11 protein-coding genes are annotated in these 15,137 nt (G+C 59.4%); 1 reads left to right on the top strand and 10 read right to left on the bottom strand.

Translation table 11 applies throughout. The features are described from left to right. Positions 1-9: 9 nt before the first annotated feature. The 10 genes from HYPMC_RS23960 to HYPMC_RS08495 form a co-directional block, all read right to left on the bottom strand. On the bottom strand, positions 10-795 hold the full coding sequence (locus HYPMC_RS23960; protein WP_013947491.1) for an electron transfer flavoprotein alpha/beta-subunit: 786 nt from the start codon (positions 793-795) through the stop codon (positions 10-12). Next, positions 792-1,916: an electron transfer flavoprotein subunit alpha/FixB family protein gene (locus HYPMC_RS23955; protein WP_013947490.1), complete on the bottom strand. Its 1,125-nt coding sequence runs from the start codon at positions 1,914-1,916 to the stop codon at positions 792-794. Before HYPMC_RS23955 ends, HYPMC_RS23960 begins: the two co-directional genes overlap by 4 nt. After that, positions 1,913-3,796 carry a (Fe-S)-binding protein gene (locus HYPMC_RS08530; RefSeq protein WP_371199593.1) on the bottom strand — a complete coding sequence of 628 codons (1,884 nt, stop codon included), beginning with the start codon at positions 3,794-3,796 and terminating at the stop codon, positions 1,913-1,915. The genes HYPMC_RS23955 and HYPMC_RS08530 overlap by 4 nt, the downstream gene beginning before the upstream one ends. Beyond that, entirely contained in the window at positions 3,796-5,862 is a 2,067-nt protein-coding gene (locus tag HYPMC_RS08525; RefSeq protein WP_013947488.1) for an NADH:flavin oxidoreductase, read from the bottom strand. Before HYPMC_RS08525 ends, HYPMC_RS08530 begins: the two co-directional genes overlap by 1 nt. A gap of 25 nt (positions 5,863-5,887) precedes the next feature. Continuing rightward, a complete protein-coding gene (locus HYPMC_RS08520; protein ID WP_013947487.1) occupies positions 5,888-7,285 on the bottom strand; it encodes an L-serine ammonia-lyase in 1,398 nt (465 codons plus the stop codon). After that, complete coding sequence (locus HYPMC_RS08515) at positions 7,282-7,914, bottom strand: sarcosine oxidase subunit gamma (protein ID WP_013947485.1); 633 nt, start codon at positions 7,912-7,914, stop codon at positions 7,282-7,284. Before HYPMC_RS08515 ends, HYPMC_RS08520 begins: the two co-directional genes overlap by 4 nt. Further along, entirely contained in the window at positions 7,907-10,954 is a 3,048-nt protein-coding gene (locus HYPMC_RS08510) for a sarcosine oxidase subunit alpha family protein (protein WP_013947484.1), read from the bottom strand. The genes HYPMC_RS08515 and HYPMC_RS08510 overlap by 8 nt, the downstream gene beginning before the upstream one ends. Further along, complete coding sequence (locus tag HYPMC_RS08505; RefSeq protein ID WP_013947483.1) at positions 10,951-11,250, bottom strand: sarcosine oxidase subunit delta; 300 nt, start codon at positions 11,248-11,250, stop codon at positions 10,951-10,953. Before HYPMC_RS08505 ends, HYPMC_RS08510 begins: the two co-directional genes overlap by 4 nt. A gap of 14 nt (positions 11,251-11,264) precedes the next feature. Continuing rightward, complete coding sequence (locus HYPMC_RS08500) at positions 11,265-12,518, bottom strand: sarcosine oxidase subunit beta family protein (protein WP_013947482.1); 1,254 nt, start codon at positions 12,516-12,518, stop codon at positions 11,265-11,267. A 202-nt stretch (positions 12,519-12,720) separates the two neighbouring features. Further along, positions 12,721-13,209: a hypothetical protein gene (locus tag HYPMC_RS08495; protein ID WP_013947481.1), complete on the bottom strand. Its 489-nt coding sequence runs from the start codon at positions 13,207-13,209 to the stop codon at positions 12,721-12,723. A 651-nt stretch (positions 13,210-13,860) separates the two neighbouring features. Between HYPMC_RS08495 and HYPMC_RS24185 the strand changes: the two genes are divergently transcribed. Continuing rightward, positions 13,861-14,562 carry a hypothetical protein gene (locus HYPMC_RS24185; protein ID WP_013947479.1) on the top strand — a complete coding sequence of 234 codons (702 nt, stop codon included), beginning with the start codon at positions 13,861-13,863 and terminating at the stop codon, positions 14,560-14,562. Positions 14,563-15,137 lie beyond the last annotated feature (575 nt).

Genomic DNA, 15,137 nt, shown 5'->3' with positions numbered 1-15,137 from the left:
GGGCTCAGCTCAAAAATCAACGAGGCGATGTTCTCTCAGATAATTCAGCACCACTTGTGCTTTATCGACGGATGTCCCCTCAAAAGCGACAACACCGCCTTTCACCTCAGACACGATCGCTGAGAGCAATCGAGCGTGTGCCGCCTTTTTTTCCTGGGCCTTAAGACGCTGGGGATGACGCGGCTCGGCTTCCACTGCCCAGCTAGGCTGGAGCATCACGCTCTCATCCAGACCAGCGCTCGGCAAAGGCACGATTTTTCCGGAAACACGGCGCACATAGGCATATTTCAAACGCACAGGCGCCAAGGGATGCACGGCGACAACGACCGGCAACGGGCAGGCCACCTGCCGCCTCTGTCCCTTCGGCAGAAACTGGCGGATCGTTGCCCCGCATCCCGACGCGCCGACTTCAATTTTAACTTCGAGCGCATTTGAGATAATCGGCCGCCCGAGCGCCTCGGCCAGAACATAAGGCAACAGACCACTGCCTGCGCCCTGCTCTGCCCGGCTCCCCGTCAGGATGATGTCGGAGTTTCTCAACGCCGCAGCCAGCGCCGAAATCGAAACACCGCCGGATGTCCCCTCCAGCACCTCGATCCTGCTGGCTCCGAGCGCCATGTAATCCTTGAGTGCGGGGTCTTCTTTTTCTCCGGCGTGAACGATGCGTAAGGCATCGCCGGATAAAGCCTTGCCAACGGCCATGGCAACCGTATCGCCGCGACAGGCGCGCGCCGCACCGCTCACCGGATGGCGACCGGCCGAAACCAGTACCGCGACGGAAATGGGCGCGCTCATACCTGCCCCTCCGGCGTTTCCGACTGAGTTCTTGCTTGCCCGACGCGCGCGATCAAAGCTTGCATCACCTCTTCCGCGTCACCAACCACCGTTAAATCCGCGCGCTTGATTATCGGCGCACCGGGATCGCTGTTGATTGCGATCACATGACGACACGCCTTGATACCCTGCAGATGCTGAACGGCGCCCGAGATGCCAACCGCCATATAAGTCGTCGCGGTCACGGTTTTGCCCGACGCGCCGATCTGCTTGCTGCGCGGAAACTTCCCATCATCTACCGCAACGCGACTGGCGCCCACCGCCGCATCGAAGCAGCCCGCCAGCTTTTCGAGCGTCGCCACGTTCGTCACGCCATTACCCGCCGAAACGATGAAGTCCGCCTCCTCCAGTGCAATAGAGCCCATTTCCGTCGCTTCAAGCCCGAGATCGCGACACACGTCCTTGACGTCGGCAGCCAACGGCGCGGACAGCACTTCTCCGGCACCAAGGAAGGGCAGATTGCTATCAACCGCGCCTGCCTGCAGCAACACGAAACGCGGCAGCGGCGCATCCGCAAGACACCCACCGCCGGACCACCCGACGGCGACGTGCTTGTCGTCGATTTCTGAAACGTGTGTCGCTGCAGAAGCACGAAGCTTCGCAATCAGCCGTCGCCCGAGATCGCCATCACCCAGCGCGTTGTCAGGCAGGAAAATGTGCTCTGGCTGATAATCATTGATGAGCGCTTCGACCACACCCTCTTCACGCCGAGGTTCGAAGCGGGCGGCATCGAGATCGTCCACGATCACGACCTTATCAGCGCCCAGCGCCGCCGCATTCTCATGAAAGGCGCCGAGAATCACGGCAATCACGCCCTTCTCCGACGCCGCGAGAATGGCAGCGGCTGCAATCGCCTCTCGGGCATGGTCGTCGAGCCGTCCTTGATAGGCATGCGCGATGGCCATATGCCAACTTGTGGCGGCGACTTGGGTCCGCAAAGGTTTCGCCCGAGGCGCTTCCGAATTTCGTGAAGCGCCAACGGCGAGGTCCCCCGCACCGGTCTCGCCGAGAACGATCCTACGCAGGCCGTTCGGTCCGATGCGATACGGACGGCGCGGATCAACCCGTTTCGCCCCGCTCATGGCCGTTCCTCCAGCGAAGCCGCGACGAGTTCCGCGATATCGAGCACTTCCGCGCGATCGCCAGCCACACCCTCCAGCATTGCCGTACATTGCGGACAGGCCACAGCCACAACTTCGGCGCCGATAGCGCGAATATCATCCATGCGCATATCCGGAATGCGCAGCTTGCCGGGGATGTCGGTCAGTGGCGCACCGCCGCCACCGCCGCAGCACCGCGCGCGAAACCCGGAGCGCTCCATCTCTCGAACGGTCGCACCGAGCTTTCGCAGAACCGAGCGCGGCGCTTCGAACTCGCCATTATAGCGACCGAGATAACATGGGTCATGATAGGTAAGTGCGCCCGCATCTTGCCGCTCGACCAATTGCAATGCGCCACGCTCCATCAACTCGTCGATCAGAGCGGTGTGGTGTACGACAACGTAACGCCCGCCAAGCGCCGGATATTCGTTGCGAAGACTGTGCAGCACGTGCGGATCTGCCGTCACGATGCGCTTGAAATCGAGCTTGGCCAACGTCGCGATGTTCTTTTGGGCGAGGGATTGAAACGTTGCTTCATCCCCCAACCGACGAGCCGTATCACCGCTATCCCGCTCATCTTCGCCGAGCACGGCGAAATCCGCGTTAGCAACTTTCAGAATTTTCACCAGCGAACGAAGCGTCCGCTGATAGCGCATGTCAAAAGCGCCCTCCCCGGCGAACAGCAACAGATCGATCGGCTTCCCAGGTTCAGCCGTCGGCGCGTCGAGGTCAATCGCCCAGTTGTATCTCGTTGTTTTTGCGTAGCCGCCTTGCGTATCGGTCTCGCGTAAATTGGCGAGAATCTCCGGCGCCGTCCCAGGGACATCGCCCTGCGTCAGGTTTAAGCTCCGGCGCATGCCGACGATCGCGTCGACATGCTCGATCAACATCGGACATTCCTCGACGCAGGCCCGGCAGGTCGTGCACGACCAAAGCGTTTGCGCCTCGATAAGCTGCGGAACGATCGCGTCATTCGGCGCACCGCGATGTGTACCAATCGCGATGCCGGGGTAGGGACTGCCCGCATAACTCACGTCGCTTGTGCCCGAGAACCCGCAGACGAGATCCTGAATAAGTTTTTTCGGATTGAGCGGTTGCCCCGCAGCGAAAGCAGGACATACCTGTTCGCATTTTCCGCATTGAACACAGGCATCAAAACTCAAGAGCTGGTTCCAGCGAAAATCAGTCGGTGCGTCGACACCATATTCGCGTTCATCGAGATGCAACGGCTTGAGAGCCGTTGATCGGACACCCGAGAACCGCTCAGGCCGCGGATGAAACGCGAGATGCAGAAGCCCCGCCACAGCGTGCTTCATCGGCTCCGCAAAGCCGATCCCGAGAACCAACTCGGCGGAGCCGATAAGCAGAAAAAATATCGCCAGCGTTGCAATCGCAGCCGAAAGCATTCCCGGCGGAACAGCCACGGCAATGAGCAGCCCCAGCGCGAACGCTGCAAGCGTGAACGGCAGTCGATCCCAGGCACCGCGTGACAGACGTGATGGCGGATTCCGCCGCCGTTGCCAAACGCAATAGACGCCGGCAAGCATCACGGCGGCGCCCAGAACGATGCCCCAATCGAGAAGCCGCGAATAAATCCCCAGCCCATAATTGATCGCAACTAACCCGATTGCGAGCACCGCGCCGCCTGCTGTCGCAACGTGCGTGTGCGCAATGTAGGGCTCGCGAGCAACGACGTGGTGAAGGTCGACGAAGTAGCGCCTCGGAACGGCAAACAATCCCGACCATGCAACCGTGGCCGGCTGTCCTGCACGCCACAGCAACGCGCGGCGCGTTATACCGAGCGCCAATGTCACCACCGACACCCAAAACAGCACGGTGATGACAGGCGCGACAGACACGATCAGAAATCCTTGCAGAGCCGGAGCGAGTCGTAGATCGCCGCGTGGATGTTGTGCATCGACACGCAATCGCCCACGCGGAACAGCACGAAACGGTCCCCTTCCGTCGGGTCGCTCAGCACAGGTTGCGGCGTATTGGAATAGAGTGCGTTGAGATCGACCTGACCGCGGTTTATCGACTTCTCTTTCAGCGACCAGTAAAGCTCCGTGTTCGGCGTTATGCCGTTCTCGATGACGACCTGGTCAACCACGCGTTCTTCAAGCTCGTCGGTATATTCGTTGCGCAGAACCGCAATCTTCTTATTCCCCTCCGCATACACACGGTCGAGCCAGAAGTTCGGCGTGGGAATGATACCCTGCGCATACATACGGCGATAAAAGATCGGAAACGTCGTGCCACCGACATCATCGCCGACCTTAACGTCCGGCGTCACGATCTCGACCGTGCAGCCGCGGCTCGCAAGAAAGTCTGCCGTGCCGAAACCCGCATGTGTGCTGATACCGTCATAGACCAGCACGTTCTCAGCAGGCGGCACTTTCTCGGAAAGAATATCCCAGGCGCTGACGGACAGTCCTTCGGCCGCGCCCCACCCTTCTACCTGCTCGACATGGCTTCGCCCGCCCGTCGCCAGAACAACGATATCCGGCTGCTCGCCGACGATCATTTCGGGCGTCGCCTCAACGCCAAGGCGGCGATCGACGCCAAGCCGCTTCGTTTCGAGATCGAACCAACGAACGATACCTGCCATCTGCTCGCGCTGCGGTGCTTTCGATGCGAGATTGATCTGCCCGCCGACAGTTTGGTTCCGTTCGAACAAAATGACGTCATGTCCGCGCGACCGCGACACGCGCGCCGCTTCAAGTCCAGCCGGCCCGGCGCCAACCACGACAACACGCCGCTTTGTGCCAGTTGTCGGCGCGATGATGTGAGGCATAGTGGCTTCGCGCGATGTTGCCGCGTTCTGCACGCACAGCGTATCCGATCCCGAATACATGCGATCAATGCAATAGTTGGCGCCCACGCATTGGCGGATCTGATCTTCCCGGCCTTCGCGCACTTTTTTCATGATGTGCGGATCGGCAATATGCGCGCGCGTCATGCCGACGATATCGACCATGCCGTTTGCCAGAATTCGCTCGGCCTGTGTGATATCGCGAATGCCCTGCGCATGCAGGATCGGAACCTTCACGACCGACTTGATGCCCGCCGCCAGATGCACAAACGGTTCAGGCGGTAACGCCATCGGCGGCATGCAGTTGGCAAGCGTGTTGTGCGTATCGGCGCCCGAGCCGATGACGCTGATGAAATCGATAAGCCCCGTCTCGGACATGGCTTGCGCAATTTCCTTCAGCGTCTCGTGATCAAGGCCGTCGTCATGAAACTCATCGGCGCACATGCGCATGCCGACGCAATAGTCACGGCCGACAGCTTCACGCACGGCCTGCAACACCTCGATCCCGAACCGCATGCGATTGGCGAGACTGCCGCCCCATTCGTCCGTTCGCATATTGGTGCGTGGTGACCAGAATTGATCAATGAGTTGCTGATGCGCGGCTGAAATCTCAATCCCGTCGAAACCCGACTTCTGCACGCGCTTCGCGGCTGCTGCGAAATCGCCGATGATCCGCCAAATGTCTTCGATCTCGATTGCCTTGGCATTGCCGCGATGCACCGGCTCGCGCACACCCGACGGCGACACCAGATGCGGCCAGGGGTCGCCTGCATAAGCAGAACGCCGCCCCATGTGCGTCGCCTGGATCATGATCTTCATGCCATGGCGATGAACCGTGTCGGCCAAACGCGCCATCGGCTCGATCACGCGATCCGTCGTCAGATTTACGGGCTTCCACGCCCCTTGCGGCACGTCGATCGAAACAGGGCTCGACCCGCCGCAGATCGCCATGCCGAGACCGCCCTTGGCCTTCTCTTCGTAATAGCGGATGTAACGGTCGCCGGGCATGCCGCCTGCATCCGCATAGACCTCGGCGTGCGCCGTCGAATAGATGCGGTTCGGCAATGTCAGCTGATTGAGCTTGATCGGGGTGAAGATATGCGGATAAGCCGCCATCGCCTGATCCTTGCGCCGCTTCGCGTCAACAATAAACGACCGTCGCGGCGAGGCCGCCAAGCGACGTTTCTTTGTATTTCGATTGCAAATCGTGACCGGTCTGCCGCATCGTCTCGATCACAGCGTCAAGCGAAACGAGGTGCCCGCCGTCATCCATCATTGCGAGGCGCGCGGCGTTGATCGCTTTCATCGCACCCATGCTGTTGCGCTCGATGCACGGCACCTGCACCAGGCCGCCGATCGGATCACAGGTCATGCCGAGATTGTGTTCCATGCCGATCTCGGCCGCGTTCTCAATCTGCTCTGCCGTAGCTCCCATAACGGCGGCAAGCCCGGCGGCCGCCATCGAGCAAGAGACACCGATCTCACCCTGGCAGCCCATCTCTGCGGCAGAAATCGAAGCGTTCTTCTTGTAGAGCATGCCGATGCCCGCTGCCGTCAGCAGGAAGGTGACGATATGATCGTCACGGGCGTCGGCATCGGGCGCCGCATCGCAAAAGCGCGTATAATAGGCAAGCACCGCCGGAATGACGCCTGCCGAACCATTGGTCGGCGCCGTCACCACGCGCCCGCCCGCCGCGTTCTCTTCGTTGACGGCTATGGCGAAAGCGCTGACCATATCCATCGCGCGAAAATCAGCCGTGAGCTTACCATCGACATCGCTCGCCTGCCGATAGAGCGCCGGGGCACGACGCTTCACTCTGAGACCACCAGGCAGAACGCCCTCTGTCGCAAGCCCGCGCTGCAGACAATCGTTCATCACCTGCCAGACTTTCAAAACCTTGGCTCGGGTCGCAGCTTCGTCCTGGTAGGCAAGCTCATTGCGCCAGACGATCTCGGCGATCGTCAGGTTGTGGCGCTGACAGAGCGCGAGAAGCTCCTTCGCACTACTGAAGGCATAGCGCACTGGCCGATGCGGAACCTCATCCGTGCTGCGACTTGCAATCAGCGCCGCCTTATCGAGAACGGCACCGCCGCCGATTGAGAAATAGGTGTTTCGGTAGAGCGAAACGCCAAGCGCGTCGAACGCCTCGATGATCATACCGTTCGGATGCTCGCTGAGCATCTTATCGCGATGGAACAGAAGGTCCGTTTCGGGTGTAAAGGCAATATCGCCTTCACCGCCGAACGCCAGACGTTTCGTTCGCCGGACATCATCGACGCGTTGCGCCAGCGTTGCAGGGTCCGCGTCTTCCGGCGTTTCGCCGAGCAAACCGCCGATGACGGCAAAATCGGTCGCGTGGCCGACGCCCGTCAACGCCAGAGATCCATAAAGATCGACGACAACGCGTTCAACCAAGTGCATCAGGTTCGCCGTCCGAAGCTCCGCGATAAAACTGTTGACTGCGCTCATCGGCCCGACCGTATGCGAGCTTGATGGGCCAATCCCAATGCGAAAAACTTCGAAGACGCTGTAGTTCATCCTGCCACTCCATCCCCGGCGTGGCCCGTTGCCTCGATAGCGGCAATCCCCAGTCCATACGGCGCCGCGGCGCGGGCAAGATAGCGCCAAATATAGTCGGCGAAACTGCGGCGCATTAAAAGGCAGAAGCCATTGCCCGAACGATAGGCATAGACGGATGATTTACCGAACGTCGTCCCGACAACCCGTCCAGGCTGCAAGGCCGCAAAATTGTAAACGCTGGCGTGCTGAAGTACGTCGAGCGCGTTCAGGCCCTGAAGCAGAACCTGTGTGCACCCGCCAGAATTGTCTGCGACCTGGCTTCTGATCCCCTGAAGACCGGCCTTGAGGGCGGCAATCAGCTCACCCAGCCGGGACCGTGCGCAAACGACCATCCACTCATCCGGCGAGATCCACAGCACTTTCACCCCATTAGCCACGGTGAACGTACACGGATCGACCGGAAGCGGAACGCCGATCGCCGTCGACACCTTCTCGACGAAGGCCGGATCTGCGGAGTTGCCCCGCAGGCTGACATACCCCAGCAGCGGAATTTCATTCGCCCACACACCGCGAACGTCGTCAGCGGGCTGCGCCTGAGCCGCAAGATCGAAAGCATGAAGCGGCGATTGCATGGTCGGCTCAGCCATTCTGCCGCTCTCCCTTCGGATCGACGAAAACGGGTGACACCAGTTTCACTTTGTGCGTCTTGCCGCCTGCATATGCAAACAACGTATCGCGCCCGGCGCTCCGACCGTCGTCCCCTCGCCGGTTGATGCCATCGCGCACGACGGCCATTGCTATCGACCGGCCAAGCTCGGCACTGAAATAGCTCGACGTCACATGACCTAACATCGCGACAGGCGGCGTCACATCAGGTTGCTCGATGATTTGCGCCCCTTCGGCCAGAACTACAGTCGGATCATCTGTCAGCAAACCGACGAGCTGCTTGCGGTTCGGCGCGGCCGTATCGCTGCGCGCAAACGACCGTTTGCCGATAAAGCTGAACGGCTTCTTCATCGACACGGCCCATGCCATGTCCAGATCGAATGGCGTCTGCGAACCGTCCGTATCCTGGCCAACGATGATGAAACCTTTCTCGGCGCGCAGCACGTGCATGGCATCTGTGCCATAGGGCGTGATGCCGAATTCGTCTCCCGCGGCCATCAGCGCTTCCCAGACATGACGGCCATAGCTTGCATCGACATTCACTTCGAATGCCAGCTCGCCCGAAAAGCTGATCCGGAACACGCGGGCCGGAACGCCCGCGACCGTCCCTTCGCGCCAGTCCATGAATTTGAATGCCGACGGCGAAAGATCGATATCAGTGCAGACCTTCGCCAGCACCTCGCGGCTCTTCGGCCCAACCACGGCGGCTGTCGCCCAATGATCGGTGACCGACGTCATATAGACATCAAGCTCTGGCCACTCGGTCTGGTGCCAGTTCTCCAGCCACGTGAGCACGCGCGCAGCACCTCCCGTCGTCGTCGTCATCAGGAAATGATCGTCCGCGACGCACGCCGTGACACCGTCGTCCATTACCATGCCGTTCTCATCGAGCATCAAGCCGTAACGGCACTTGCCCGGCGCGAGCTGCGTCCACGCATTCGCATAGACGCGATTGAGGAATTCGCGGATGTCCTTACCCTGAAGGTCGATCTTGCCGAGCGTCGAGGCATCCATGATGCCGACGCCGCGGCGAGCGGCCAGACATTCCCGACGCACGGCAGCGTCCTGATCTTCGCCGCGACGAAGAAAATATTGCGGCCGGAGCCACTGCCCAACGTCTTCGCACACCGCACCGCGCGCCACGTGCGAAGCATGCATCGCCGTCGTGCGCCGTGGCTCGAACGTCTCACCCTCGTTCGCGCCGGCCAGCGTTCCGAACGTTACTGGCGTGTAGGCCGGACGATACGTCGTCGTGCCAACCTCAGGAATACTTTTGCCGAGCGCATCCGCTGCGATTGCAAAACCGTTGACGTTCGATAGCTTACCTTGATCCGTCCCGAACCCCAGGGCCGTATAGCGCTTGATGTGCTCGATCGAGCGATAGTTCTCGCGCACGGCAAGATGAATATCGGCCGCTGACACATCATTTTGGAAATCGACGAACGCCTTCTTGCCATGTCCTTCCGGCATGCCATCCGGAACACGGAAGATCCGTCGCGCCGGTGTGGCCTCCGGCTCATCGGTTTCCAGGCTCCGCGTTTCGGCGGCCGGCTCCTCGCCAAAGGAGGCAATCAATGCAGCCGTCACCTTTTCGGCTTCCGTCAGGGCCGCCTGCAGTCCGAACGTTCCCGTGATCGCGCCGGCACAATAGATACCAGCAGCGGTACGCCCCATCGCAGGCGCGACGAACGCCAGCTTGCTTTCGTCCCAATATGGACGGCCGCCGTCATGGCAATAAAGATGCACTGTCGGTGATAAACCGCCGGAGCTTCCCAGCGCATCACACTCGAACGACGCGCCCTGCCCTGCAACGGCGTTGTGGTTGCCGTCGAGCTTCACGAGTTGCGCGGCCTTGACCGCCATACCGCCATGCGCCACCGCAATCCCACATCCCGGTCGGACATCGACACCTGCTGCGTGGGCGCGTTGCTCCCAAGTGGTGTTCGGCTGCATTCGCGTATCGGCAAGCACGACCGAGCACCCGGCGCGCGCCAGATCGCAAGCCCCTTGGTAGGCGTAATCGTTGCTCGTCTGCAAAAGCACGCGCTTGCCAACCGCGACGCCATAGCGATTGAGATAGCTCGTCAAAGCCGAGGCCGTCAGAATACCCGGCAGATCGTTGTTGCCGAACACCAGCGGCCGCTCGATGGCGCCTGTCGCCAGCAGAATGCGTTCTGCCCGAATGCGATGCAGCCTCTGCCGCGGCTTCGCCTCATCGCGGTCTTTCAACGGCAGATGATCCTGAAGTTGCTCGACGGCCATGATCAGGTTCATGTCATGAAGAGCAAACGCGCTTGTCCGCGTCATGACCTTCACATTGGCGAGGCTCTGCAGCTCGCCGATGATCGCCTTCAGCCACGCGGCCGCCGATTCACCGCAGATGACCGTGTTCGGGGATGACAATAGCCATCCACCCAGCTCGTTTTGTTCATCAAGAAGCACGACGTCCAGCCCCGCGCGCCCGGCATCGAGCGCCGCCAGCAACCCACAGGCTCCGCCGCCGACGATGACGACCTGGGCATGGCTGTTGCGATGATCGTAGCTTTCGCTATCGGCCTCTTCCGGCGCCGAGCCGTAACCCGCAGCCTGCCGGATGATGTGTTCGAAGCGCGGCCAGAGCTTCTGATTTTGAAACGTCTTGTAGTAGAAGCCTGCGGGCATGAAGCGCGCGAAAGGCCCGCAGAAACTCTTGAGATCGAACTCCAAGGTCGGATAGCCGGTCGTGCGCCGGGCGATCAATTGATCGTACAGCTCAACCTGCGTGGCCTTGAGATTTGGAATCGTCAGCGCGCCAGTCTCGACCTGCGTCAGCGCATTCGGCTCTTCCGGTCCAGCGCCGACAATGCCGCGTGGCCGCCCGTACTTGAAGCTGCGGCCGATCATGCGCACGCCATTGGCCAGCAACGCCGAGGCCAGTGTATCGCCAGCATATCCGGTGTAGGACTTGCCATCGAACGAGAACGACAGCGGGCGCTCGAAATCGACACGGGCATTGGCATGCTTGACGCGATAATCCGTCATTGCGCGCCGCCTTCCGCATCATAGGCCTTGCGGCCTTCGGCAAGCGTCCAAGAGCCTGCTATGGTGTTCGTCGCAGTATTGCGCTTCACAACTAAAAACTTCCGGCACCCGGTTGCGTGCGACCACAGCTCCCAATGCCAGCCTTTCGGATTGGTCCGCATGAAGAGGTAGTCGCCCCAGGCTTCATCGCTGACTGTCTCAGGCGTTGGCGGGCGAATGCGAAATGCTTCGCCCGCATACCCGAACTCCTCTTCCTCGCGTTTTTCCTGGCAGTGCGGGCAGAACAGAACGAACATCGAATTATCCCGAATTAGTGTGCGACAGCAGCGGCGCCGTGCTCGTCGATCAGATGTCCCGTCGCGAAGCGATCGAGGCTGAAGGCCTTGTTAAGCGGATGCGGATCGTCTTTCGCAATCGTGTGCGCGAAGACGTTGCCGGAGCCTGGCGTCGCCTTGAAGCCGCCCGTGCCCCAACCGCAATTGAAGTATAGGCCCTTTACTTTCGTCTTGCTGATGATGGGACAGGCGTCCGGCGTCGTATCGACGATGCCGCCCCACTGTCTGTTCATCCGAACGCGCGAGAAAATCGGGAACATCTCAATGATCGCCGCGGCGGTGTGCTCGATGATGTGCGGACTGCCGCGCTGCGTATAACTTGTATAGGAATCGATACCCGCGCCGATGACAAGCTCGCCCTTGTCGGACTGGCTTGCATATCCATGAACCGCATTCGACATAACCACCGTGTCGAGCACCGGCTTCATCGATTCCGATACGAATGCCTGCAGCGGATGACTTTCGATCGGCAGCCGGATGCCAGCCATTTTCGCCAGCACGGAGGAATGGCCGGAAGCCACGCAGCCGACCCGTTCGGCTCGGATCGGACCGCGCGTCGTCTCAAGTCCCTGAATGCGACCGTTGACAATATCCATGCCGACGACTTCGCAATTCTCGACGATGTCGACGCCATACTTGCTGGCCGCTCGCGCAAAGCCCCACGCCACCGCATCGTGGCGCGCGACGCCGGCGCGCGGTTGATAGCTCGCGCCAAGCACAGGGTAACGTGCGTTCTTCGACGTATTGAGGATCGGAATCATCCGCTTGACTTGCGCTGTGTCGAGCATTTGCGCGTCAATGCCGTTCAGGATGTTCGCGTTCACGCGCCGCTCGATGTCGCGCATATCTTGCAGTGTATGCCCGAGATTGAAGACGCCGCGCTGGCTGAACATCACGTTGAAGTTCAGATCCTCGGTAAGACCTTCCCACAGCTTCAACGCATGCTCGTAGAGCATCGTTGCTTCGTCCCACAAATAGTTGGAACGAACGATCGTCGTGTTGCGCGCCGTGTTACCGCCACCGAGATATCCCTTCTCGATGACGGCGATGTCGCGAATGCCGTGCTCTTTCGCCAGATAGTAGGCCGTCGCAAGCCCGTGCCCGCCGGCACCAACGATTATGACGTTATAAGAGGGCTTAGGGTCCGCGCTGCGCCACGCTGGATCCCAGCCTTCGTTGTGGCCGAGACCTTTCGCGAAAAGCGACCAGATCGAGTAGTCCTTCTTCATCGCAATTCCCCGACGATATGGCCCGACGCGAACGTGGCGCGGCTTCTTCGGGCACGGACAGAGAGTTAGACGACCGCGCCGAATATCGGCCTTCCAGGGAAGACGCGAATTTTGCTAATTACGACATGTCACAACGGCTGCCTTGGTCAAAGGTCCGAGGACTACCTAACGCATTGAACCGGCTACATATCGCCCATGCGGATTATGCTGCCCGCATCGCCGCGATAAGGGCCACTGTTGGCGCAATCGAAATGTCCGGCTGCCCTGCGAGCTCGAGGTCACAAAAGGCTTTCGTAACGACCTCGTGCTCGGTCAGAAATCGTAAGGTCTTGGCATCTTCGGGAGCGCACAGCTGCTCAAGCTCGCCATAGCGAGCGATGACCGGCACCAGTTCCTTGCTGTAAAGCGCCATGAAGTCGGTCCAGTGCAGGCTGACGTACTTCTGCACATTATTGACGCCCTTCTGCCGGAAGACCTCGCTCTCGGCCGTATCCCCGCCGAGCTTCGCCACCAGATCGCGCATGCGGGCCTTGATCACGACCTCAAGCTCGGCTAGCACCCGCCATTTTTCCGCCCGCTCCGGATCATCGAGAGCCTCCGCAATGCCGCGATAGAGCGCCTCGCCGTAGACTTCGCCCTGGTAGGCACGCTCGACACGGCTCAGATAATCGCCCGATGTATCGACAGACATGACGACCTGCCCCTCACCAAAAAAATCAAGATCGAAGCCAAGGCTAGAGCTTGAGCGTGCCGGCCTCAAGACGCTTGGCTCGGCACGGCTAAGCTCTAAGAGGAAAAAGAAGCCGGTATCATCCAGCGGGTGCCCTGCCGTATCGCCCCGCGCCGATAGCGTCGACGACGAAGGCGAGCACGCTGGCGCTGCAAGAACCGAGCTGTCCGGTCCTTGGTATGTCTCCAAGGGCTAATTTCATAGCCAAATTCATGACCAATTGTCCCTATTGGACATCCAAAGAGACATCTTTATTTGGCTATGAAAATTGAGCTAAATGCTTTTCGGCACACAACAATTTCAACCAAGTATCTTTTCGAACTGGACATCCAAAATACCCCTACGGCCTCCATCTTTATTCATCACCTCTATTCATCGCGCTTGCCCGACTGGCTCTGTGAATCGAGGGCATCTCGCCACTGGCTCACAAACGACTGCGGGTTTAGCGAAGCGATCTCCACGTTAAGGTTAATAGCCATCATTGCCGTCTTCGCCCGGCGCAGACGGGTGCTTGATACGGCTTTCCATTTTAACCACATAAGGGCCTGCCGCGACGGTGAGCATCTTGCGAATATGTGAAGCTAGACAGCAGATTCGCAAAGGAAGTAGCTGATGGCATCACCTCAAAAACGCAAATCCTACAAAGCAAGCCGGCAAGGGCAACACGCTAGGTCGCGCCGAACGAAGCGGACAGATAAGGAAACAGCGATCGCAATTCTGAAGACGGATTTCCGTCAAAACAATTCAACGGCACCGCGGCGCAGCCTCAAACATTACGACCAATTCCACGATGAGATGATAGAGAGGCACGAGCCATATCTCCCTCTGCATTTCGACATGGTGAGACGTGCGACGCAATTAAGATACGGCTTGGAAAGAATGCACCGATTTAAGGATCAATTCTTTGCCTCGCTCGAAGAAGTAGCCGACGTGAACACTTCGGTTGATCCGGAGAGAAGACAGTGGTTCACAGACCTTCTCGAAATGATATTGCGAACCGATGGATTGAAAAAACTTTCGCAATACGAGGCTGACTTGTCGGAAGAAGTCCGGAAGAACAACAAGGAGCTTGAAGAACTCGCAGACTGGCAGCACCGCGAAGGATTTAAGCGCGGACAAATCGGCTATCAGTTCTCACAGCCATTAGGTTCGGACACACGCATTTGCTATGACGAACCTGCACCACGCGCCCCGCAAGATGCGCCACCGCCACAACTGAGTGCGAGGGAACAAGATGAAGCATCGCGGACCGATCTCGACCCTTCGAAGGGTACAATCCTAACACCGATAACCGCATATAAGACACCAGAGTAGGCGCCTCGCTTTAGGAAACTGATAGTGGAGCGGGCTCCCGCGGCCTGCTCTATATCCCCGTCCCTGCTTCCTTACGCAAAGGAAGAACCTCGTCGACATCGCCGGCAGCGCCGCGTTCGTTGTTTCCGATCGCCCTGTTGTCGTTGTCGTTGTCGTTGTCGTTGTCGTTGTCGTTGTCGTTGTCGTTGTCGTTGTCGTTGTCGTTGTCGTTGTCGACGCATGCTCAAAAGCTGGCTGAAGCGCAACCTCGACAAACATCAAAGATGAGCTAAATCAACACATCAACAAACCGCACCGCATGCAAGGCGCATCTAACCTGGATGAAAAGCACGTTGCCCCCTGAGCACCTGACAGGACCTTCTGGGCAAAACCTTACAACTCGGCGACGAAACATTTAGAGCGAGTATCGCAACCCGATAGCGGCGAGCGGGATCAAGCCCACCGCAAAAAGCCCGGCAGAGACTGAAACCATCAGCGCGCTTCAACGCGTTTGAAGCATCGCAAGTCGTGGCGCAATTGCCGCCGCCGGAGCATGAACCCCAACCGTTGGCGCAAGCAGAACCCTTTCAGGTTAG

Source organism: Hyphomicrobium sp. MC1 (assembly GCF_000253295.1).
Lineage (GTDB): Bacteria > Pseudomonadota > Alphaproteobacteria > Rhizobiales > Hyphomicrobiaceae > Hyphomicrobium_B.
This window is presented reverse-complemented; position numbering and strand designations above follow the sequence as displayed.

What these genes read in the sequence shown, in the direction of transcription:
- HYPMC_RS23960 (WP_013947491.1), bottom strand. Translation starts at nt 795, where the DNA reads ATGAGCGCGCCCATTTCCGTCGCGGTACTGGTTTCGGCCGGTCGCCAT.
- HYPMC_RS23955 (WP_013947490.1), bottom strand. Translation starts at nt 1,916, where the DNA reads ATGAGCGGGGCGAAACGGGTTGATCCGCGCCGTCCGTATCGCATCGGA.
- HYPMC_RS08525 (WP_013947488.1), bottom strand. Translation starts at nt 5,862, where the DNA reads ATGGCGGCTTATCCGCATATCTTCACCCCGATCAAGCTCAATCAGCTG.
- HYPMC_RS08520 (WP_013947487.1), bottom strand. Translation starts at nt 7,285, where the DNA reads ATGAACTACAGCGTCTTCGAAGTTTTTCGCATTGGGATTGGCCCATCA.
- HYPMC_RS08515 (WP_013947485.1), bottom strand. Translation starts at nt 7,914, where the DNA reads ATGGCTGAGCCGACCATGCAATCGCCGCTTCATGCTTTCGATCTTGCG.
- HYPMC_RS08510 (WP_013947484.1), bottom strand. Translation starts at nt 10,954, where the DNA reads ATGACGGATTATCGCGTCAAGCATGCCAATGCCCGTGTCGATTTCGAG.
- HYPMC_RS08505 (WP_013947483.1), bottom strand. Translation starts at nt 11,250, where the DNA reads ATGTTCGTTCTGTTCTGCCCGCACTGCCAGGAAAAACGCGAGGAAGAG.
- HYPMC_RS08500 (WP_013947482.1), bottom strand. Translation starts at nt 12,518, where the DNA reads ATGAAGAAGGACTACTCGATCTGGTCGCTTTTCGCGAAAGGTCTCGGC.
- HYPMC_RS08495 (WP_013947481.1), bottom strand. Translation starts at nt 13,209, where the DNA reads ATGTCTGTCGATACATCGGGCGATTATCTGAGCCGTGTCGAGCGTGCC.
- HYPMC_RS24185 (WP_013947479.1), top strand. Translation starts at nt 13,861, where the DNA reads ATGGCATCACCTCAAAAACGCAAATCCTACAAAGCAAGCCGGCAAGGG.